At 65.0% G+C, this 21,237-nt stretch carries 22 protein-coding genes; 8 read left to right on the plus strand and 14 right to left on the minus strand.

Annotation, left to right across the window (positions count from 1 at the left end):
- Positions 1-26 precede the first annotated feature (26 nt).
- The 5 genes from map to GR158_RS02795 form a co-directional block, all read right to left on the minus strand.
- Positions 27-779 (minus strand): type I methionyl aminopeptidase, encoded by a 753-nt coding sequence (gene map / locus GR158_RS02775; protein ID WP_160869791.1) that lies wholly within the window; start codon positions 777-779, stop codon positions 27-29.
- Between the two features lie 46 nt (positions 780-825).
- Positions 826-1,887 carry an LLM class flavin-dependent oxidoreductase gene (locus tag GR158_RS02780; RefSeq protein ID WP_160869793.1) on the minus strand — a complete coding sequence of 354 codons (1,062 nt, stop codon included), beginning with the start codon at positions 1,885-1,887 and terminating at the stop codon, positions 826-828.
- Positions 1,888-1,968: 81 nt separating this feature from the next.
- Positions 1,969-3,240, minus strand: a complete 1,272-nt coding sequence (locus GR158_RS02785; protein WP_160869795.1) for an RNA polymerase sigma factor — start codon at positions 3,238-3,240, stop codon at positions 1,969-1,971.
- Positions 3,237-3,611: a YciI family protein gene (locus GR158_RS02790; protein WP_134646892.1), complete on the minus strand. Its 375-nt coding sequence runs from the start codon at positions 3,609-3,611 to the stop codon at positions 3,237-3,239. Before GR158_RS02790 ends, GR158_RS02785 begins: the two co-directional genes overlap by 4 nt.
- 75 nt (positions 3,612-3,686) lie before the next feature.
- The gene (locus GR158_RS02795) at positions 3,687-4,115 is read right to left on the minus strand and encodes a YkgJ family cysteine cluster protein (RefSeq protein ID WP_246665510.1); all 429 of its coding nucleotides are present in this window, start codon (positions 4,113-4,115) and stop codon (positions 3,687-3,689) included.
- 140 nt (positions 4,116-4,255) lie between these two features.
- Between GR158_RS02795 and GR158_RS02800 the strand changes: the two genes are divergently transcribed.
- Positions 4,256-4,645 carry a GNAT family N-acetyltransferase gene (locus GR158_RS02800; RefSeq protein WP_202402120.1) on the plus strand — a complete coding sequence of 130 codons (390 nt, stop codon included), beginning with the start codon at positions 4,256-4,258 and terminating at the stop codon, positions 4,643-4,645.
- Positions 4,646-4,812: 167 nt separating this feature from the next.
- Here GR158_RS02800 and glpK read toward each other — a convergent pair whose 3' ends face one another.
- The gene (gene glpK, locus GR158_RS02805; protein WP_160869797.1) at positions 4,813-6,306 is read right to left on the minus strand and encodes a glycerol kinase GlpK; all 1,494 of its coding nucleotides are present in this window, start codon (positions 6,304-6,306) and stop codon (positions 4,813-4,815) included.
- 195 nt (positions 6,307-6,501) lie between these two features.
- Here glpK and GR158_RS02810 point away from each other — a divergent pair, with 195 nt between their 5' ends.
- Complete coding sequence (locus GR158_RS02810; protein WP_160869799.1) at positions 6,502-7,275, plus strand: 3-hydroxybutyrate dehydrogenase; 774 nt, start codon at positions 6,502-6,504, stop codon at positions 7,273-7,275.
- 37 nt (positions 7,276-7,312) lie between these two features.
- Positions 7,313-8,122: a xanthine dehydrogenase accessory protein XdhC gene (gene xdhC / locus GR158_RS02815; RefSeq protein ID WP_160869801.1), complete on the plus strand. Its 810-nt coding sequence runs from the start codon at positions 7,313-7,315 to the stop codon at positions 8,120-8,122.
- A gap of 41 nt (positions 8,123-8,163) precedes the next feature.
- On the opposite strand, the gene GR158_RS02820 is transcribed toward xdhC, so the two are convergent.
- Complete coding sequence (locus GR158_RS02820; protein WP_160869803.1) at positions 8,164-8,343, minus strand: hypothetical protein; 180 nt, start codon at positions 8,341-8,343, stop codon at positions 8,164-8,166.
- Between the two features lie 106 nt (positions 8,344-8,449).
- Between GR158_RS02820 and GR158_RS02825 the strand changes: the two genes are divergently transcribed.
- Positions 8,450-9,337 carry a LysR substrate-binding domain-containing protein gene (locus GR158_RS02825; RefSeq protein ID WP_202402121.1) on the plus strand — a complete coding sequence of 296 codons (888 nt, stop codon included), beginning with the start codon at positions 8,450-8,452 and terminating at the stop codon, positions 9,335-9,337.
- A gap of 3 nt (positions 9,338-9,340) precedes the next feature.
- On the opposite strand, the gene GR158_RS02830 is transcribed toward GR158_RS02825, so the two are convergent.
- Positions 9,341-10,054, minus strand: coding sequence for a glutathione S-transferase (locus GR158_RS02830; protein WP_160869805.1), 714 nt, complete (start codon positions 10,052-10,054; stop codon positions 9,341-9,343).
- A 159-nt stretch (positions 10,055-10,213) separates the two neighbouring features.
- Here GR158_RS02830 and puuD point away from each other — a divergent pair, with 159 nt between their 5' ends.
- Together puuD and guaD are read left to right on the plus strand one after the other, a co-directional pair.
- Positions 10,214-11,446, plus strand: coding sequence for a urate hydroxylase PuuD (puuD, locus tag GR158_RS02835; protein WP_160869807.1), 1,233 nt, complete (start codon positions 10,214-10,216; stop codon positions 11,444-11,446).
- 5 nt (positions 11,447-11,451) lie between these two features.
- Entirely contained in the window at positions 11,452-12,759 is a 1,308-nt protein-coding gene (guaD, locus tag GR158_RS02840; protein WP_160869809.1) for a guanine deaminase, read from the plus strand.
- Here the strand turns inward: guaD and uraH are convergent.
- From uraH to puuE, 4 genes are read right to left on the minus strand one after another with little or no spacing between them, the layout of a single operon-like run.
- Positions 12,756-13,118, minus strand: a complete 363-nt coding sequence (uraH, locus tag GR158_RS02845) for a hydroxyisourate hydrolase (RefSeq protein WP_160869811.1) — start codon at positions 13,116-13,118, stop codon at positions 12,756-12,758. The two genes, guaD and uraH, sit on opposite strands and share 4 nt — an antisense overlap.
- 9 nt (positions 13,119-13,127) lie before the next feature.
- On the minus strand, positions 13,128-13,622 hold the full coding sequence (locus tag GR158_RS02850; protein ID WP_134646872.1) for an ureidoglycolate lyase: 495 nt from the start codon (positions 13,620-13,622) through the stop codon (positions 13,128-13,130).
- Between the two features lie 51 nt (positions 13,623-13,673).
- The gene (gene uraD / locus GR158_RS02855) at positions 13,674-14,171 is read right to left on the minus strand and encodes a 2-oxo-4-hydroxy-4-carboxy-5-ureidoimidazoline decarboxylase (protein WP_160869813.1); all 498 of its coding nucleotides are present in this window, start codon (positions 14,169-14,171) and stop codon (positions 13,674-13,676) included.
- Positions 14,168-15,100: an allantoinase PuuE gene (gene puuE / locus GR158_RS02860; RefSeq protein ID WP_134646867.1), complete on the minus strand. Its 933-nt coding sequence runs from the start codon at positions 15,098-15,100 to the stop codon at positions 14,168-14,170. The genes uraD and puuE overlap by 4 nt, the downstream gene beginning before the upstream one ends.
- Positions 15,101-15,250: 150 nt before the next feature.
- On the opposite strand from puuE, the gene GR158_RS02865 reads away from it, so the two are divergent.
- Positions 15,251-15,625: a PRC-barrel domain-containing protein gene (locus tag GR158_RS02865; protein WP_160869815.1), complete on the plus strand. Its 375-nt coding sequence runs from the start codon at positions 15,251-15,253 to the stop codon at positions 15,623-15,625.
- A gap of 6 nt (positions 15,626-15,631) precedes the next feature.
- Here the strand turns inward: GR158_RS02865 and GR158_RS02870 are convergent, their stop codons facing one another.
- Positions 15,632-16,810 carry an FAD-binding oxidoreductase gene (locus GR158_RS02870; RefSeq protein WP_160869817.1) on the minus strand — a complete coding sequence of 393 codons (1,179 nt, stop codon included), beginning with the start codon at positions 16,808-16,810 and terminating at the stop codon, positions 15,632-15,634.
- On the opposite strand from GR158_RS02870, the gene mnmD reads away from it, so the two are divergent.
- Positions 16,809-17,528 (plus strand): tRNA (5-methylaminomethyl-2-thiouridine)(34)-methyltransferase MnmD, encoded by a 720-nt coding sequence (gene mnmD / locus GR158_RS02875; protein ID WP_160869819.1) that lies wholly within the window; start codon positions 16,809-16,811, stop codon positions 17,526-17,528. The two genes, GR158_RS02870 and mnmD, sit on opposite strands and share 2 nt — an antisense overlap.
- A 3-nt stretch (positions 17,529-17,531) precedes the next feature.
- On the opposite strand, the gene GR158_RS02880 is transcribed toward mnmD, so the two are convergent.
- Positions 17,532-21,164, minus strand: a complete 3,633-nt coding sequence (locus tag GR158_RS02880) for a response regulator (RefSeq protein WP_160869821.1) — start codon at positions 21,162-21,164, stop codon at positions 17,532-17,534.
- Positions 21,165-21,237: the final 73 nt, after the last annotated feature.

A 21,237-nucleotide genomic window follows, 5' to 3' on the forward strand; every position in this document is an offset into this window, starting at 1 on the left:
ATCCGTCGATCAGCGCCGTTGAAGGCTCAGCCCGGCAGCGTGACGACGAGCGGCCCGTTGCGGGTGGCCACCACCGTGTGCTCGAACTGCACGGTCGGCGCGCTCGGCTCGCTGTAGAGCGTCCACTCGTCCTTCTCGCCGCTGCCCGCCCAGTTGGCGCCGAGCGACAGGAACGGCTCCACGGTGAAGACCAGCCCTTCCGTCATGCGGCGCTTTTCCTGCGGGTCGGGCCAGGTCGCGATTTCCGCCGGCTCCTCGTGCAGCGACCGGCCGACGCCGTGGCTCGCAAGATTGGCGATCAGCGTATAGCGGTTCTTGCGGGCGAATTCACCGATGGCGTTGCCCACCTGTGCGAACGGCTTTCCGGTCTTGACCTCCTTCAGCCCCACCCAGAGCGCCCGCTTGCCGTCACGGCAAAGGCGCTCCACCGCCGGCGACGACCGGCCCATGGTGAAGGATGCGCCCGTATCGGCGAAATAGCCGTCCCGCACCGCCGAAACGTCGATATTGATGAGATCGCCGTTCCGGATCACGCGGTCGCCGGGGATGCCGTGCGCCACTTCCTCGTTGATGCTGATGCAGGTCGCGCCCGGAAACTTGTAGCAGCTCTCCGGCGCGGAGGTGGCGCCCGCCTCCTCCAGCATGCGCCGGCCGATCAGGTCGAGTTCACCGGTGGTCATGCCCGGCCGCGCGGCCGTCGACATATGCTGCAGCACATTGGCGCAGATCCGCCCGATGGCTTTCAGGCCCTCCAGGTCTTCGTCATTCTCCAGGGTCATCGCATCTCTCTTTCGCGGGGCGTCCTAGCACAACCGCGCGCCGCTGTCAGGCGGAAGCGGGCACATCCACCGTCTTCTCCTCGGCCAGCATCTCGCGAACCAGCGGCGCGACCTTCGTGCCGTAAAGCTCGATCCCGCGCAGAAGCCGGTCATGCGGCATTAGCCCGATCGCCATCTGCAACAGGAAGCGGTCGTTGCGGAAGATCCGCTGATGCGCCACGATCTTGCGCGCCACCGTCTCCGGGTCGCCCAGGAACAGATGGCCGTCCGGCCCGATGGACTGGTCGAACTGCGCCCGGCTGGTCGGTCCCCAGCCGCGCTCGCCGCCGATGCGGTTCATCACCGCGGCCTGCGGGCCGTAGAACGTGTCGGCCGCCTCCTGCGTCGTGTCGGCGATGAAGCCGTGAACGTTGATGCTCGTCTTCAGCCCCGCCGCATCCTGGCCCGCGCGGCGCGCGGCCTCGCGGTAGAGGTCGAAGAGCGGCGCATAGCGCGCCGGTGTGCCGCCGATGATGGCAAGCGCCAGCGGCAGGCCATAGGCGCCTGCCCGCGCCACCGATTGCGGCGTGCCGCCGACGGCGATCCAGATCGGCAGCCGGCCATGGACCGGCCGCGGATAAACGCCGAGCCCCGGCAGCGGCGCGCGTGTGGTGCCGTTCCACGAGACCGTCTCGCTCTCGTTGAGCGCCACGAGCAAATCCAGCTTCTCCTCGAAGAGCTTGTCGTAATCGTCGAGCGCATAGCCGAACAGCGGGAAGGATTCGATGAAGGAACCGCGCCCCGCCATGATCTCGGCCCGCCCGCCGGAAATGAGATCGACGGTCGAAAACTGCTGGAACACACGCACCGGATCGTCCGACGACAGAACCGTCACCGCGCTGGAAAGCCGGATGGTCCTCGTGCGCGCCGCAGCCGCCGCCAGCACGACGGCAGGCGCCGACGCCGCATAATCCGGACGATGATGCTCGCCGAGCCCGAACACGTCGAGCCCGACCTGATCGGCAAGCTCGATCTCTTCCAACAGCTCTTTCAGCCGCCGCTCTCCTTCCTGTCCCTTGTCGGCGGCATTGGGATCGACATCGGCGAAGGTATAGAGACCAAGTTCCATGGGATGTTCCAGATGAGAGGATTTCCCCTGAAATATGGCGTCGACGACGCAGTTGAAACCCCCGCGCGGGAAACAGTGTGTTTACGGAGCGGCCGAAGGCGCCGTACCCGCCGCCATCTCGCGTTGCAGGCTGTCGAGATGCTGGCGGATATGGGCCGCTTCCGCCGTGCTCGTGGCCAGCGCGATCGCCTTGCCGAAGGCGTCGCGGGCCTCGGCATAGCGGCCGAGCTGCTTCAACAGCCCGCCGCGCAGACCGTGGAAATAGAAATAGCCCGAAAGCACATCGGCAAGCGGCTCCACGAGCGCCAGTGCGGCTTCCGGCCCTTCCCGCTTAGACACCGCCACCGCCCGGTTGAGCGTGACGACGGGAGACGGCTGAAGCCGTTCCAGCGTCTGGTAGAGAAGGTCGATCTCCAGCCAGTCGGTTTGCGCCGCCGTCGGCGCGCGGGCATGCAGCGCGGCGATCGCCGCCTGGATCTGGAATGGCCCGGGGGCGCGGTGGCGCAGCGCCTTGTCGATCAGCACCAGCGCCTCGTCGATCATGCCGCGGTCCCAGAGCGACCGGTCCTGGTCTTCCAGAAGCACGATCTGCCCGTCGCCGTCGAAACGCGCCTTGCGCCGCGCGTGCTGGAGCAGCAGCAGCGCCGTCAGGCCCATGATCTCCGGCTCGGCCGGAAACAGCATGAGCAGAAGCCGCGCCAGCCGGATCGCTTCGGCGCAGAACGGCGTGTCGAGCTTCTCCGGCGCGCCGGCCGAATAGCCCTCGTTGAAGACAAGATAGATCATCGCGGCGACGCGGCCGAGCCGTTCGGCCCGCGCCACCGCGTCCGGCGTCTCGAAGGCAACGCCCGCCGCGCCGATCCGCGCCTTGGCGCGCGTGATGCGCTGTTCCATCGCCGCTTCGGAGACGAGGAAGGCGCGCGCGATCTGCCGCACGGAAAGCCCGGACACAATGCGCAGCGCCAGCGCGATCTGCTGCGTGGCCGGCAATTCGGGATGGCAGCACACGAAGAGCAGCCGCAGGATATCGTCGCGGTAATGCGCGCCGTCCAGCCGGTCGGCCATGTCAGCCTCCCTGTCCTCGAGGTCGGACAGCACTTCTTCGGGTGGCAGCGGCTGGGTTTTCGCCCGCTTGCGCACCTGGTCGATGCCGCTGTTGCGGCCGACGAAGATCAGCCAGGCCGCCGGGTCGCGCGGCGGTCCCTTTTCCGGCCAGGTCTTCAGCGCCCGAAGGCAGGCCTCCTGAAAGGCCTCCTGCGCGAGGTCGAGGTCACGGAAATAGCGCAGAAGCGCGCCCATGGCCTGCGGCCGCGCCGATGTGAGCGCAAGATCGATCCAGCCGGGGTCCGTCATGCGATGGGCACTCCCGGCATGAAATATTGCAGCGGACGGATTTCATAGGTGCCGTGGGCCGGATTGGCAGCGGACAGCTCGCGCGCGAAGGTGATCGCCTCTTCAAGCGTCTCGGCCTGCACCACGAAGAAGCCGAGGAACTGTTCCTTGGTCTCGGCAAACGGCCCGTCCATCACGATGGCGTCGGTCGCGCCCTTGCGCACCGTCACGGCCGCGGTCGTCGGCATCAGGCGGGCGACGGGCCCCAGCTTGCCGGCCTCGGCATAACGCTGGTTGACGGCGCCAAGATCGGCCATGACCTTGTCGTCCTGCTCCTTCGACCAGGCACAGACTTCGCTTTCGGAATCGTAGCAGAGAACAGCGTACAGCATGGAAACCTCCCGTTGGCTGGAAGACGTAGAGGTAGCGCGTCTGCCGACAGGCCGCACCGGATTATTTTCACCGGGTCAGATCTTGAAGACGTCGTCCTGCTGGAACACGATGACATAGCCGCCCACAGGCGCCCCTTCGGCGGCCCAGGCCTGCAACTGCGCGTGATACGGATCCCGCCGCCAGATATCCGCGTGGTCAGGATCGACCAGGACGGTCACCTGCGGTCCCTGCCGGTAGATCATCATGTGCGAACGTGATGGATCCCAGTCGGCGCCGAGTGTCGCGTCCGTCATCCACAGGCAGAGGAAATCCCGGCAGACGGACGGCCGCGCCGCGTAGATCGAACAGCCCTTGTGCTCGATGCAATGCGTGCACCAGGCATTGGCCGGCTTGTCGAACAGGTCGATATCCGGCAACCGGCAACAGAGCGTGCAACTGTCGCAAGCCCGGCCCGGCACGGTGGCGGGCATCGGCGGCGCGCACCGGTCTTCGGCCTGCGGCATGGCGATCTCCCTTGACGAAACGGCCGATCCATACAGCCCCGCCCGCCGCCATGCACCGTTTTTCTGCATGGATCTGCCGGAACGGACTGGCCAAGCGGAAAAACCGGGGCATAGTCGCAGCCAGAAAGAGGACCGCACCGATGACCGTGTTGCAGACGAAGCAGCTGACACTCACCCCGTGCACACCCGACGACCGCGCCGATTTCATCGCGCTCGAAAGCGATCCCGCAGTCATGCGTTTTCTCAATGGCGGCCACGCGGTCGGAAAAGAGGAGAGCGACCCGGATGCGACCTTCCTCATGCCGCGCGGAACCGAGCCCTACGTCTGGACGGTGCGCCGCACGGCCACCGGCACCTTCGTCGGCTGGATCTGCCTGTGGCCGGAAACGGCAACGCAGGCCGAACTCGGCTACCGCCTGCGACAGGCCGAATGGGGCCACGGTTTTGCATCGGAAAGTGCTGCCGCGCTGGTGAACTGGGGTTCGAACGCGCCGGCTACGACACCATCACCGCCTGCACCATGGCGGTGAACCATCCCTCGCGCCGCGTCATGGAAAAGCTCGGCATGCGCCACACACGCACCGTCGCCGTCTCCGGCCCGGACATCTTCCCGGGCTGCGAACAGGGCGAGGTGTGGTACGAATTGAACCGCGCGGACTGGAAGGGCGGCTGACCGCCCTCCCTTCGAAAACGAATATCAGCCGGCGCTCAGCGTGCGGCGCACCGCATCCTTCCAGCCCTTGATCTTCGTGGCACGGGTCTTTTCGTCCATCTTGGGCTCGAAGCACGTATCGCGCGCCCAGGACTTGGCGAAGCCCTTGCGGTCCGGCCACACGCCGGCGCGCTGGCCGGCGAGCCAGGCGGCCCCCAGCGCCGTCGTCTCCAGAATCGTCGGACGGTCGACGGGCGCGTCGAGGATGTCGGCAAGGCGCTGCATCGTCCAGTCGGAGGCGACCATGCCGCCATCGACGCGCAGCACCGTTTCCTTGCCGTTCGCCTTCCAGTCCTTGTGCATGGCGTCGAGCAGGTCGCGCGTCTGGTAGCACACGGCTTCAAGCGCGGCGCGGGCGAATTCCGCCGGCCCCGTATTGCGCGTCATGCCATAGATCGCCGCGCGCGCATCCGGGTCCCAATGCGGCGCACCGAGCCCTGTGAAGGCCGGCACCAGATAGACATTCTGCGTCGGATCGGCCTTGGCCGCGAGATCGCCGGTATCGGCGGCCGACTTGATGACCTTCAGCCCGTCGCGCAGCCATTGCACGGCCGCACCCGCAATGAAGATCGATCCTTCCAGCGCATAGGTCGTCTCGCCATCGAGCCGGTAGGCGATGGTGGTGAGCAGGCGGTTCTTGGAGCGCACCATGTCGGTGCCGGTGTTTAGCAGCGCAAAGCAGCCGGTGCCGTAGGTGGATTTCATCATGCCCGGCTCGAAACAGGCCTGACCGATGGTCGCCGCCTGCTGGTCGCCGGCCACGCCGAGGATCGGGATTTCCGCATCGAACAGGCTTTTCTCCGTCACGCCGAAATCCGCCGCGCAGTCCAGCACCTCGGGCAGCATGGCCTCGGGCACGCGCAGGATGTCGAGGAGGTCGTCGTCCCAGCTGTTGTCGGCGATGTTGTACATCAGCGTGCGGCTGGCATTGGTGGCGTCGGTGACATGGGCCTTGCCGCCCGTCAGCCGCCAGATCAGGAACGAATCGATGGTGCCGAAGCACAGGTCGCCCTTGGCCGCACGCGCCCGCGCACCCTTCACATTGGACAGCAGCCACGACAGCTTGGTGCCGGAGAAATAGGGATCGAGCAGCAGGCCGGTCTTCTTCGTGAAGGTCTTTTCCAGGTCCTGCCGCTTCAGCTTTTCGCAATAGGAGGCCGTGCGGCGGTCCTGCCAGACGATGGCGTTGTGGATCGCCTTGCCGCTCGCGCGCTCCCACACCACGACCGTCTCGCGCTGGTTGGTGATGCCGATGGCGGAAATGTCCGAAGCCTTGACGTCGGCCTTTTTCAACGCGGCCTTCACCGACCAGACGACGCTCTCCCAGATCTCCTCGGGATCGTGCTCCACCCAGCCGGACTGCGGAAAGATCTGCGTGAATTCCTTCTGTCCCGAACCGACGACCTTCTGCTTGCCGTCGAAGACGATCGCCCGGCTCGATGTCGTGCCCTGATCGATCGCGAGAACATATCCGCTCATTCCGCCCTCCCGTTGCGGGTCTCTCCAGGACCCTTCGAAATCTTCAATACGATACAAAAACGAATGTCAAAGGAAAATAAAACGCACTTTCCGCTCCGCTTCCAGCGGGACTGTACCGCGCGCAAAACGCAATTGTCATTGCTTGAATTTTGGGCGTAGGCTGCCACATCAGAGCATGAACTGGAGATTGCCCACATGAAAAGCGTCGTCGTCACCGGCTCGACCAGCGGCATCGGTCTCGCCATCGCCACCGCCTTTGCCGAAAACAACGCCAATGTCGTCATCAACGGCTTCGGCGCGGCCGATGAGATCGAGGCGATCCGCGCCAAGCTCGACGGGCTCGGCACGGGCAAGGTGCTCTACCATCCCGCCGACATGACCAAACCGCACGAGATTTCCGACCTCATCCAGACGGCGGTGGAACAGTTCGACGGCGTCGATATCCTCGTCAACAATGCCGGCATCCAGCACGTCGAGAAGATCGAGGACTTCCCCGTCGAGAAGTGGGACCAGATCATCGCGATCAACCTCTCCAGCTCCTTCCACACCATCCGCAACGCCGTGCCGCACATGAAGCGCAAGGGCTGGGGCCGCATCATCAACATCGCCTCCGCGCACGGCCTGGTCGCCTCCCCCTTCAAGGCCGCCTATGTCGCCGCCAAGCATGGCGTCATGGGTCTCACGAAGACGGTGGCGCTCGAAGTCGCCGAAAACCACATCACCGCCAACACCATCTGCCCCGGCTATGTGCTGACACCCCTCGTCGAAAAGCAGATCCCCGACACGGCCAAGGCCCGCGGCATCAGCGAGGCCGAGGTCAAATCGGATGTCATGCTGAAATTCCAGCCGACCAAGGAATTCGTCGGTACGGACGAGGTCGCGGCCATCGCGCTTTTCCTCGCCTCCGATGCGGCGAAATCGATCAACGGTACCCATATCTCCGTCGATGGCGGCTGGACCGCCCAGTAAGAAGAACAACCAATAAGAAGCGAACAAGAAGACAGCAATGAATTTTCTGCAGGACAGCCTGGAGGGTTTTCTCGCCCGGGAACACCGCGTCATCATCGTCGACATCACCGAGGTCAAGGGCTCGGCCCCGCGCGACGCGGGCGCCTTCATGGTGGTGGCGCCGGCCGATATCCACGGCACCATCGGCGGCGGGCAACTGGAATATGAAGCCATCGAGAACGCGCGCAAGCTGCTGGCAGGAGCCGGCGGCGAGGCGGTACTGGATATCCCGCTCGGCCCCGAAATCGGCCAGTGCTGCGGCGGGCGCGTCACGCTGTCCTTCACCTTTGCGGACGAGCCCGCCCGCGCCGCATTGGATGCGCGGCTGGCCGAGGACGAGCGGCGCAAGCCGCAGGTCTGGATCTTCGGCGCCGGCCATGTCGGGCGCGCTCTGGCCGATGCGCTCACGCCCCTGCCGTTCAAGGTCTTCGTCGTGGAAGCCCGCGAGACCGAACTCGACCAGATGACCTCGGAGGTGCATCACAGGCTGAGCGCCATGCCGGAATCGCTGATCGCCGATATTCCGCCGGGCTCGGCCGTCGTCATCGTCACGCATGATCACGCGCTCGACTTCCTGATCGCACGCGAGGCGCTCGCCCGCACCGACCTCGCCTATATCGGCATGGTCGGCTCGAAGTCGAAGCGCGCCAGCTTCCTGCACACGCTGGATGAGGACAGCATCGACCGCAGCGTGGCCGACAGGCTCGTGCTGCCGATCGGCGGAACGGTTGTGAACGACAAGCGCCCGGAGGTCATCGCCGCCATGACCGCCGCCGAACTGCTCGTCGCCTTCGCCGCGAAGACCTGAAGCAGCCGAAGCGGGATCAACTGCGGCACCAGACGGTGGCTCTAGCAGCGCCCGTCAAGAAATCCGAGATCCCGCTTCAGGTGGTCCGACAGCGCAGCTATGTCGAGCCGCGCAACGGCCGCCAGCCGCCGGCGGAAAATGCCATGGGACAGCCTTTGCCAGACGGTGAGTTCACGAAACGGCAGGGTACCGGCGGGCTCCCGTTGAACAGTGTAGGACATGGTTAAGCCTCGAAAATTCCAATGATGGATTGCACGATGCGCCGGAAAATGTTGGAATTCCAATCGAACGTTCATCTGTATCCATAAAGAGAACTTGGCCTTGAAGATGTCCCGGTCGCTCCCGCTCAACGCGCTGCGCGTCTTCGAAGCCGCCGCGCGCCACGGCAGCTTCACCCGCGCCGGCGACGAGCTCGGCATGACCCAGACGGCGGTCAGCTACCAGATCAAGCTTCTGGAGGAGATGCTTGGCGTGACGCTTTTCCTGCGCCAGCCCCGCCAGGTCGTGCTGAGCGAAGCGGGCGAGCGTCTGCGGCCCAAGGTGGAGGAAGGTCTCGCCAAGCTCGCCGAGGCGGTCGGGGACCTGCGCGGCGCGAGCGAGCAAAAACTGCACATACACTCGACGCCCACTTTTGCGCTGCAATGGCTAAGCCGTTCCATCGGCGATTTCCAACTGAAGCACCCGAGCATCGCCGTGCGCCTCTCCACCTCGCAGGACGTGATCGACTTCGCCAAGGAAGAGGCGGATGTGGCGATCCGCTGGGGGAAAGGCGACTGGCCCGGCCTCGACTGCCACCGCGTGATGCGCATGAACTTCACGCCCATGCTCAGCCCGGCGTTGGCCGAGACGATCGGCGGCGTGAAAACGCCCTCGGACCTGCTGAAACTGCCGATCGTCAGCGCGCGAGACGACTGGTGGCGCAGCTGGTTTTCCGCCGCTGGCATCGACGATCCCGGCCTCGAACGCTTCCCGCCAAACGAACTTGGCACGCAGACCATCGATGCGCAGGTGGCGATCGCCGGCCAGGGCGTCGCCATCCTCAATCCCGGCCATTTCCGCTCCGAGATCGCCGCCGGACAGCTCTTCCAGCCATTCGAGCTTACCTGCAACGATGGTCGGGATTACTGGCTGGCCTATCCGTTGAACCGCCGTAACGTCGCGAAAATACGTGCTTTTCGCGACTGGATCCTCGCGACGATGCCAGCGGAGGCGTAGGGCTCAAGCCTCGGCGTCCAGCTCGGGGTAATGCCGGAAAAGGTCGCTCTCATTGCTCGCAAGGCGGCGCTCGCTCTCCAGATACGCCCGGATCCGCGGGTGCCCGGCAACAACGGCGCAAACCGCTTTGATCTTCGGATAGTCTCCGTAAAGGTCACCCATCAGGTTCGGAAAGGCATAGGTAAGGCCGTCCATGACCTGGAAGAGCGACAGGTCCGCATAGCTCAGATCTTTCCCGACGAGATGTTCGGAGCTTTGCTCGTTTCGCTCCAGGATCCGCTCGAACCAGTCGAGGAATTTGGGAACGCGCGCGCTGCGGAATTCCCGCGCCCTGCGCAGCGCTTCCGGCTTCTGGTTCTCATAATATTCCCCCGCACCGATCGGATGGTGCACGTCGTGGCCCTCGAGGACGAAATCGGCGATGGTAAGCTGTATTTGATGCGTCCAGAGCCTCAGCTTCGGGTCCCTCGGCGCAAGGTCCAGCTTGTCTCCCAGATAGAGCAGTATCGCGGCCACCTGCCCGACGACCACCTCACCATCCCTCAGGAAAGGCGGAGCGAAGGAAGGAGTGGCCATTTCCTCGGTCACTTTGCCGATGACATCGTCACCCTTCTCGCGCGCGACGTCGCGATAGGGTGCTCCGGCGGCCTCAAGCGCAAGGCGGACATATTCGCCGCGCCCCTGAAGGCCGGTCCAGTAATAGAGTTCATAGGTCATGATACGGAAATACCCTGCGCCCCGCGCCGGTTCCGTTCAGGGCGACGTTTTGCGTGCCGCATCCGCAGGCAGAGGCAGTCTCGCCAATGCGGCCCTTCCCTCCCCGTCGATTCTTGCGCAATGTGCACTGCGGGACAAATCGAGAAGGGGACGCGTCGCATGTACGAATATGCCATTGCCTGGGAATGGATGACCTTCGCCGTCCGCTGGCTGCATGTCATCACCGCCATCGCCTGGATCGGCTCGTCCTTCTACTTCATCGCGCTCGATCTCGGCCTGGTGAAACGGCCGCATCTTCCCGCCGGCGCCTATGGCGAGGAATGGCAAGTGCATGGCGGCGGCTTCTACCACATCCAGAAATATCTCGTGGCCCCGGCCTCGATGCCCGAGCATCTGACGTGGTTCAAATGGGAAAGCTACATGACCTGGCTTTCCGGCTTTGCGCTGCTCTGTCTCGTCTATTACGGCGGCGCCGATCTCTTCCTTGTCGATCGCAACGTGCTGGATGTCTCAACGCCGGTGGCGATCCTCATCTCGCTCGCCTCCCTGGCGCTCGGCTGGATCCTCTACGACCTGCTTTGCAAGTCGCCGCTCGGCAAAAACACCTGGGGACTGATGATCGTCCTCTATTTCATCCTCGTCGCCATGGCCTGGGGTTACACGCAGGTCTTCACCGGCCGCGCCGCCTTCCTGCATCTCGGCGCCTTCACCGCCACGATCATGTCGGCGAACGTCTTCTTCATCATCATGCCGAACCAGCGCGTCGTGGTGGCCGATCTCATCGCCGGCCGCACGCCCGATCCTAAATACGGCGTCATCGCCAAGCAGCGCTCGACCCACAACAACTACCTGACGTTGCCCGTCATCTTCTTCATGCTGTCGAACCACTACCCGCTCGCCTTCGCGACAGCCTTCAACTGGATCATCGCCGCCCTCGTCTTCCTGATGGGCGTCACCATCCGCCACTGGTTCAACACCACCCACGCCCGCAAGGGCAGGCCGACCTGGACCTGGCTCGTCACGGCGCTCATCTTCCTCGTCATCATGTGGCTCTCCACCGTGCCGAAGGTGCTGACCGGCGAGAGTGCCGATGCCGCCCTGCCCCCGACCGCCCAGCGCTTCGCCGCCAACGGCCACTTCCCCGCGGTGCGCGATCTCGTCTCGACGCGCTGTTCCATGTGCCATGCGGTCGAACCCGCCTGGGAGGGGCTTCGGGCTGCACCGAAAGACGTTGTGTTCGAAAACGACAAGCAGATTGCCCTTCATGCCCGCGAGATCTATCTGCAGGCAGGGCGCAGCCACGCCATGCCGCCGGGCAACCTCACCGGCATGACGCCCCAGGAACGCGCCCTCATCACCGCGTGGTTCGAAACATCAACGGAAGGAAGCTGACCGCCATGACACAAACCCTCGTTCGCGGACGCCTGCTCTCCTTCCTGCGCCGCCCGCAGGCCATCGACGACACGGAAAGCTATCGCTACGAGGAAGACGGCGGCCTGCTGGTCGAGAACGGCACGATCGTCGCGGCCGGCCCCTACGGCGCCGTGCGCGCCGAGGCCGCCGCGGATGCCGACGAGATCGATCACCGCCCGCATCTCATCCTGCCCGGCCTCATCGACACGCATCTGCATTTCCCGCAGATGCAGGTGATCGGCTCCTATGCCGCAAACCTGCTCGAATGGCTGAACACCTACACCTTTCCCGAGGAATGCCGTTTCGTCGAAAGCGAGCACGCCGCCCGTATCGCAAGGCACTTCTACGACGAGATGATCCGCCATGGCACGACGACGGCCGTCGCCTACTGCTCCGTGCACAAGGCCTCGGCCGACGCCTATTTCGCCGAGGCCCTGAAGCGCGGCATGCGCATGATCGGCGGCAAGGTCATGATGGACCGCAACGCCCCGCAAGGCCTGCTCGACACGCCGCAGATGGGTTATGACGAGACACGCGCCGTCATTGCCGAATGGCACGGCAAGGGCCGCAACCATGTGGCCATCACGCCGCGCTTCGCCATCACCTCGACGCCGGCGCAGATGGAAATGACGGCCGCCCTCGCCCGGGAATTCCCCGACCTGCACATCCAGACGCACCTGTCGGAGAACCACGAGGAAATCCGCTTTACCGGCGAACTCTACCCCGACGCCATCGACTACACCGATATCTACGCGAAGTATGGCCTGCTCGGCCCCAAAAGCCTGTTCGGCCACTGCATCCATCTCTCCGAGCGCGAGGCGGATGCCATGAGCGAGGCGGGCGCGGTCGCGGTGCATTGCCCCACCTCGAACCTGTTCCTCGGCTCCGGCCTCTTCCCCTTGAAGGCGCTGTCGCGGCGCGAAAAACCCGTGCGGATCGGCGTCGCCACCGATATCGGCGGCGGCACGAGCTATTCCATGCTGAAGACGATGGACGAGGCCTACAAGATCCAGCAGTTGCTCGGCGAGCGGCTGAACCCGTTCGAGAGCTTCTATCACATGACGCTCGGCAATGCGGAAGCGCTTTCGCTATCCGACCATATCGGCACGCTGGAGGCCGGCACGGATGCCGATTTCGTCGTGCTGGACGCCGCCGCCACCCCGGCCATGGCGCTGAAGATGGAAGTCACACGCTCCCTCACCGACGAGCTTTTCCTGCTCCAGACCATGGGCGACGACCGCGCGGTGCGCGAGACCTATGTGGCGGGCAAGGCGATGAAAGCCGTGCTCTAGCTCCCGCGATAGGTCGAGTAGCCGTAGGGCGAAAGCAGCAGGGGCACGTGATAGTGGCTTGACGGATCCGCCACGCCGAAGCGCAACGGGATGCGGTCGAGGAAGGCCGGATCCGGCAGATCGGCGCCGGTGCCCTGCAGATAATCGCCGGCGTGGAACACCAGCTCATAGACACCCGCCATGAAACCGACGCCCTCGACAAGTGCGCCATCCACGCGTCCGTCCCCGTTGGTCGTGACGGTGGTAATATGCTGGCGCTCCTCGTTTTCGATCCAGTAGAGATCGATGCGCAAACCGACGGCGGGTTTGCCGAGCGCGGTATCGAGCACATGGGTGGTGAGGCGTCCGGGCTTGCTCATGGCGTCCTCTCAGGGTTTCTCGATGATGTAAGGCGTGTCGAAGAAATGCTCTTCCAGATTGACGCCTCCGCCGAGACGGTCGACGACGAGAAAATCGCTGACGGCACCCACCGCGATCAGCGGGTGGTGCCACACATTGCGCCGGTAATTGACGCCTTGGCGCCCGCCCGCGCGAAACACCTGCGGCCGGCCGGGCCGGCCGCCCTCATCCTCGGCCACCACGACCAGCCAGGGCCTGTCGTCCAGCGGCGAGAAGCTCTGGCTGCCGAACGGGTGGCGCTCCATCATGTCGATCGCATAGGGGAAGGTGCGCGGACTGCCGCGAAAGAGGTTGATGATGACCTTCGCATCCTCGCCCGTCGCTTCGGCCTCCGCGAGCGCGTGATAGCGCTCGGTCGTACCGCCGTTGATGTGGCGCATGGTGGCGGGGTCCGCTTCGATCACCGTACCGAACGGCGCGAAGGCGTCTGGGCTCAGGGGCCGGATCGTCAGTGTCTCAGCCATCGGACAGCCCTCCCGGGGAGAGGAAGGGCGGTCGTGGGTCATCGGGCATCGTCAGTCTCCGGGGAGCAGAGCAGTCAATCTCAGGAGCGCGATGCGCTCCACCTGGGTTTTCGCGGTCTCGAATTCCTCCTGCGCGGAGTTGTCGATCCGCGTCTCGAAGGCAGCGAGAATATCGTCCTTCGTCAGCCCTTTCACGGCGATGATGAAGGGGAAGCCGAATTTTTGGGTATAGGCCGAGTTGAGCGCGGTGAAGCGGGCATGTTCTTCGGCGCTCAGCCGGTCGAGCCCGGCGCCGGCCTGTTCCTTGCGGCTGTCCTCCGTCAGCCCGCCGGCAATCGCCAGCTTGCCGGCGAGGTCGGGATGTGCCCGCAGCACGCCCAACTGCTCATCCGCGCTCGCCTTGCGGAAAACTTCGGTCAGCGCCGCATGCACGCCGGCCGCCGTCATCGGCTCCGCCACGGTGCCGGCCTCAAGCGCCCGCTCGGCAATGAAGGGCGAATGCTCGAAGACGCCGCCGAAACGGGCAAGGAAATCCGCGCGCTCGATCATGCGCCCCGGCCCTTCGACGGATGATGGTTCTCGATCCAGTGGCGGGCGATGTCGATACGGCGCGGGATCCACACCTTCTCGTGGCCAAGCACGTAATCGACGAACCGGGCAAGTGCTGCGACACGGCCCGGACGCCCGACGAGGCGGCAGTGCAGGCCGATATTCAGCATCTTCGGGCTGCCTTCCGCACCTTCCTGATACAGAACGTCGAAGGCGTCCTTCAGGTAGGTGAAGAACTGGTCGCCGGTATTGAACCCCTGCGGCGTGGCGAAACGCATGTCGTTGGTTTCGAGCGTGTACGGGATGATCAGGAAGGGCTCGCCGTCGAGCCCCGGCACCCAGTAGGGCAGATCGTCGGCGTAGGAATCGGAAGAATAGACGAAGCCGCCCTCCTCCATGACAAGCCGCAGCGTGTTGGCCGAGGGCTTGCCCTGGTACATGCCGAGCGGATGCGAGCCGGTCAGTTCCTTGTGCAGGCGCACGGCCTCGCGGATATGCTGGCGTTCCGTCTCCTCGGAAAAATCCTTGTATTCCAGCCAGCGATAGCCGTGGCTGGCAATCTCCCAGCCGGCTTCCTTCATAGCCGCGACCGCTTCGGGATTGCGCGCCATGGCGAGCGTCACGCCGTAGACGGTGGTCGTGACATTGCGGCTGGTGAAGAGACGGTGCAGCCGCCAGAAGCCGGCGCGCGATCCATATTCGTAGATCGATTCCATGTTGAGGTTGCGCTGGCCGGGCCAGGCCGCTGCGCCGACGATTTCCGACAGCAGGCATTCGGAGGCCGGGTCGCCGTCCAGAATGCAGCTTTCGCCGCCCTCCTCGTAGTTGATCACGAACTGCACGGCGATGTTTGCATCGCCCGGCCAGCGCACTTGCGGGGCATTACGGCCGTAGCCGACAAGGTCGCGTGCATAAGTCTTGTCCGTCATTCCACCTCCTTGGCCATCGCCTCGCGCCCTCCGTCGCGGAGAGCCTCACCCTAGCACCGGACTGCCCGAAGTCGAACGAAATCTGGCACTTGAGAGGAACCATTAGCGTCGGGAACCGTTTTCTGTCCATGTCAACCAAGGAGAAACACTATGGCCATGCAGGATGCAAACATTCGCGAAACCCAGGATCTCATTGCCAGTGACAAGGTCGAAGGCACGAGCGTCTACGGTGCCGATGGCAAGCATATCGGCTCGGTCGAGCGCCTGATCCTCGACAAGAGAAGCGGCCATGTTTCCTACGCGGTGCTCAGCTTCGGCGGATTCCTCGGTATCGGCAGCGATCACTATCCGCTGCCCTGGAGCAAGCTGAACTATGACGAAGGCCTCGGCGGCTACCGCGTCGACGTCACCAAGGACCAGGTCGAGAAGGCGCCGCACTACGAAAGCGATGCGGAATACGAGTGGAACCGCCAGAATGGCAAGGTTATCCACGACTACTACGGCGTGCCGCCCTACTGGATGTAAGGAACACTAGAGACGTCGGGCTTCCTCGAAGTGGGCTGCGACGGCGAAAGAGGGCGGTACGTCGAGCGTGCCGCCCTCGATCTCGTTCAGTACCTGGCAGGCGAGGCGGTGGGCGATGCCGAAACTGACCTTGAAGCCGCCCGCCATGAGGCTGATGCGGCCGTGATCGGGATGGCGGCCGACCATCGGTTCGCGGCCGATCGCCCTGGGCCGCAGCCCCGCCCAGCGCTCCACGACGGGCGCGTCGGCAAGGACCGGCGCCGTCACGCGCGCCCTCTCGATCAGTGCGTCGAGCAGGCCATCGGTTCCGTGCGGATCGGTAAAGTCGTTCTCGCTGGTGCTGCCCACGGCAACGAGGCCATCGTCATGCGGCACGATATAGAGACCATCGGCGAATATCACCGGCCATGCCGGATCGACCGATGCCTTGAGCAGCGCCGCCTGTCCCTTGACCGCACTGCCGAGGGGACGCGCGACCGGTGGAGAAAAGGATTCGAGCAGGTCGAACGCCTCGACACCGGCCGCCAGCACACAATGACCGAAGGAGAGATCCGTACCATCGTCGAACCGCGCCGCTCCGGCATGAGGATCGAGACCGGAGACCCCGACACCTTCGCGGATCGTGACATTCGCCAGTTGCCCAAGCGCAGCCCTCAGGGCGGCAAGAAGCGCGCGGGGCGAGAGACGGGCTGCAAGCTGGTCGTGTACGACGCCATGCGCCATGGCCGCAGAGGCCGGCCAGCCGGCCGCGGGCGCGCGATCCAGAACCTCGAAGGCGAAGGCGCGATCCGGCGTCCGCCAATGGGACAGCGCCTCACCGGCCGTGCGCACAGCGAGATCGCGGTTGTGCGGTTTGGGCAGCGGGATGAGGCGGCCGGAGCGGCGGTAGCCGGCCGAGAGGCCCGTTTCAGCCTCCAGCGCGGCGACCTCGGCCTCCAGCGAAACGAGCGCCTCGAACTGAAAAGCCTTCTTGGCGTTCCAGCGATCCGGCAGATGCGCCATCAGCGCGCCGAGCACGCCGCCGCTGGCACCGGCGCCGATCCGGCGCTTCTCCACGAGCGTGACCGAGCGGCCGCTGCGCGCGGCATGGAGCGCCGTCCACAGGCCCATGACACCGCCGCCGACGACAAGCAGGTCCACGCCCGGTTGACCGGCGGCCTTCCCGCGATTATCGGCATGCGCCATGGCTGATCACGATCCTGAAAATACGACTGTTGAAACGGCCCTCGATTGGCACGAGGGCGATATGCCCTATTCCCGTGCCTTTGACGATCACTTTTATTGCCGCAGCGACGGTCGGCTGGAATGCGGCCACGTCTTCCTTGATGGCAACGACCTGCCGCGCCGCTGGCAGCGCGACGGGACCTTCCGCATCGGCGAACTCGGCTTCGGCACCGGCCTCAACCTGTGCGAAACCTGGCGGCAATGGCGCGAAAGCGCGCCTGAGGGCGCAAGCCTTCACTTCACCTCCTTCGAGCTCTTCCCGATGGCCCGCGCCGACATCGACCGCGCGCTCGCGCATTGGCCGGAGATCGACCGCGAACGCGGCCTGCTCACCGAAAAATGGCCTGATGCGCCGACAGGACGCGTGGAGATCGCGCTTGAACCCCGCGTCCGCCTCACCGTCGTCTGCGGCGCGGCACTCGACAGCCTGAACGGCGAGAAAGACCCCTTCGACGCGTGGTATCTCGACGGCTTCGCGCCGTCCCGCAACCCGGACATGTGGTCGCCGGAGCTGATGCAGGCGGTTTTCCGGCTCACCGCAGCGGGCGGGCGTTTTGCGACCTATGCCGCAGCCGGCTTCGTGCGGCGCAATCTCGCCGCGGCCGGCTTCACCGTCGAGCGGCGGCCCGGCTTTGCCGGCAAGCGCGAGATGCTGTGCGGCGAAAAACCCGTTTCCTGACGCTCAGTGCTGCCTGCCGTTTGCGGCGGCGGCCTTGCTGCGCTTCAGCCAGCGGTCGAGCTGTTCTTCCAGTTTCTCGGTGCTGATCGGCTTGGCGAGATAGTCGTCCATGCCGGCGGCAAGGCATTCCTCGCGGTCGCCGTGCAGCACATGCGCCGTGACAGCGATGATGGGAACGCGGTTGCCGGTGCCCCGCTCCAGCGCGCGGATCGCGCGGCTCGCCTCCAGCCCGTTCATCAACGGCATGGAAATGTCCATCAGGATGACGCCGGGCCGGCTTTCCCGGAAGATCGCGACCGCCTCCTCGCCATTGCCCACGATGCGGAAACGCAGCCCCGCGGCGGTGAGCATCTGCGTGAAGAGAATCTGGTTGACCTCGTTGTCTTCGGCCACAAGAACATCGAGCGTTTCGCCCTCGGCCTGCGTTGCCGGTGTCGCGGGTGAAGATACGGGGCGCAGGGGCAGGATATTGTTTTCCACCGCCGGTGCGGCGCCGCCCCGGTTTCTGGCGCCGCGTGCCGCACGCAGCACCTCCGAAACGGTCTCGTGGAGCTGGTCCGCGCGCACCGGCTTCATGAGATGCGCCTGCACATGCTGCCCGGCGAGCATGTCGTCTTCGGACGACAGGTTCATCGAGGTCAGCACGATCAGCGAAATGGCCGCCGTGCCGGGATGGTTGCGAAGGGCCGCAACGAAGGCAGGGGAATGATCGGGCCTGTAATCCAGAATGACGGCATCGACCCGCACACCGGCATCCTCGGCCGCCGCGAGCACCGCAAGCGCCTCGTCTTCCGAGGCCACCGCCGTGGCGTCGAACCCCCAGTCGAGCAGCATGTCGTGAGACGCCTTGCGTGACAGCGCATGCGCATCGACCACGACGATCCGCGCGGTTTTCACCCGGGCCGGCACGATGCGGTCTGGCACCGGTGCGGCGGCAAGCGCCATCGGCAGGCGCACCGTGAAGACCGAGCCCGTGCCGATCTCGCTCTTTGCCTCCAGCGTGCCCCCGAAAAGGCGCGTCAGCCCGTCCGTAATGGCGAGGCCGAGACCCGTTCCCTCGTGGCGCCGGGTCGAGGAACTGTCGACCTGCGAGAACTTCTCGAAGATCGATTCCATCTTCTCGGTGGGAATGCCGGCGCCGGTATCCTCGACGCGGATGACGATCTCCACGCCCGTTTCCGTCGGGCGAGAGGCAAGGTCGATGAGGACGTGGCCCCGCTCGGTGAACTTCACCGCATTGCCGACGAGGTTCGTGATGATCTGGCGAAAGCGCCCGGCGTCGCCGCTCACGGCGGCGGGCATGTTGGCCGCGCCACGCACGACGAGCTCGATATCCTTTTCCGCCGCGCGCGCCGACAGCAGCGTCGCAACGTCCTCCACGGCCTCGACCGGGTTGAACACCACGTCGCGCAGTGTCATCTGACCGGCATCGATCTTCGAGAAATCGAGGATATCGTTGATGATCGTCAGGAGCGCATTGCCCGACTTGACCATGATGTCGATGAAGGTCTTCTGGCGCGTATCGAGTTGCGATTTGGCGAGCAGTTCGGCCATGCCGAGCACGCCGTTCATGGGCGTGCGGATTTCGTGGCTCATATTGGCCAGGAACTCGGATTTTGCCCGGTCGGCCATCTCGGCGTGCGCGACGAGCCGACGCAACTCGTCCTCGCGGCTCTTGATGTCCGTGATGTCGGAGAAGACGATGACCGAGCGGCCGCGTCCTGTCGGCGTCACATCCAGGCGCAGCCAGCGCTTGTGCCCGCTGAAGACGGTGAGCGTGGCCGGCTTGCCGGTGAAGAGGATGCGCCCGAACGCGCTGGTCTCCACCGGCTCGTCTCCCACGAAACCGGCGATCTCGCGGTCGACGCAGCTTTGCACCAGATCCTCAAGCCGCGCGCCGGACTGCAGCAGGTGCGGCGGCATCGCGATCATCGATGCCAGCGCCTCGTTGGACAGGACGACCGCCCCGTCCTCGACGATGAGCAGGCCCTGGCTCATCGAGGAAACCGCGTCCTTCATGAGGCTGCCGACCTCTTCCAGGGCGCTGCGGGTCTGAAGAACCTCGCGCTCGCGTTCACGCCGGTCCGTGATGTCGATAAAGGTCAAAAGGCAGCGGTCGCCCGAAATCGTGCAGCCGGCTTCGATCAGCGTACGACCGTTCGCATAGGCGACCTCGCGTGCCGATCGGGTGCCGGACCGAATGGAACACAGCGCCTGCTCGTGACTTTCGGGGCTCGAGCCACAGCCGCCTTCGCTTTCCCCGCCCTGCTCGCGCAGGAACCGCATCAGCTGGCCGAGCGGGCGCCCCTTCATGGGCGGCAAGGCGCCATCCCACAAGGACTGGAAGGCGCCATTGACGAGCTCGATGACGCCGATGCCATCCACCACAACGATGCCGACGGGCAGCGATTCCACCACGCTTTCGAGATCCGCGCGGGCGGCTTCGGCCTGCCGCTGCGCCTCGATCAGCTGCGCCTCGCGCTTCATCAACACGGTCGTGTCGGTGATCGAACCGATCAGGTAGCGCTTTTCGTCCAGCGTCGTGACGCGGTAGAGCCGCGAAATCGTCGGCAAAGCGGAGCCGTCCGCACGCAGATACTCGATCTCGCTTTCGACGAGTTCGCCGGTGTCGAGCACGAACTGGTTCTGCTCGTGAAACGCCTCGCCCTGTTCGGGATACATCTCGCGCGTGGTTCGCCCGAGCAGTTCCTCCGGATGCCGGCCGGTCAGCTCGATGAAGGCGCGGTTGGCGAAGATCATGCGCTGCTCTTCGTCGCGCATGAAGCTGGCGACGGGAAGCTCGTCGAGCAATGCGCGGTAGAGGCTGATCTCCTGCAATTGCTGCGTCAGGCGATGTTCGCTGTCGCGCACGGCGGTCGCATCTATCCGCAGGACCACAAGCGCGCCATCCGGACGGCGCTGTGTGAGGATGCGCACCCACTCCTCCCCGACCCGAACGGTGGTCTCGAAGAGCGGCAGGTCGTAACTGGCAAGGCGCGCTGCGATCCAGGCCGCGCGCTCGGCCTGCGGCCTTTCTCCGACCTCAAGGTCGTGAAGGGCGGCGGCAACAGCGGCAAGATCGACCGATCCATCCGCCGCGTCGCCGAGAAGCCCCATGTAGAATTCCCGCATCACGCGGTTTGCATAGGCCAGACGATTATCCGCCCCGAAGACGGCGACGCCCGCGCCCAGCGTTTCGAGCGCATCCACGATCCCGTCCCGGCTGTCGGGGCTTGCAGGAAGCGTTCCGTTGCCGTTTGCCGCAGGAGGCGCGGCGGCCGCGGTCGACGGCGTGAACAGGCCGACGAGGATGGAGAGCGCCGGCGAAAGGCGCTCACGCCGAAGCGCGATGTCGAAACTGCCGCTGCCGAAGGGATGGATGAAACGGGCCTGTTCGGGATTGCCGAAGACGAGACAACGACGTTCCGGGTCGTCCCGATCGCCGAGGCCTGGAGCCTCGCCGATCTCGTCGCTGCGCTGGCCGATCATCGCCGCAGCGTCCAGGCCGATGAGCTCCGCATAGGCCGCGTTGACAGCGAGATAGCGCAGTTCGCTGCTCTTGACATAGGCCGGATGCGGATGGGCGCGGACCCGCGCGCAGGCCGCTTCCAGCAACTCGTCTTGCGTTTCGGCCATGCCAGTACTCCCCGAAGCGGCACGGAAGGAAGGTTTCACACAGCTCGGGGAGTATCACCAATCCTTGAACGGA

It is taken from the genome of Shinella sp. AETb1-6 (assembly GCF_009826875.1).
GTDB lineage: Bacteria > Pseudomonadota > Alphaproteobacteria > Rhizobiales > Rhizobiaceae > Shinella > Shinella sumterensis.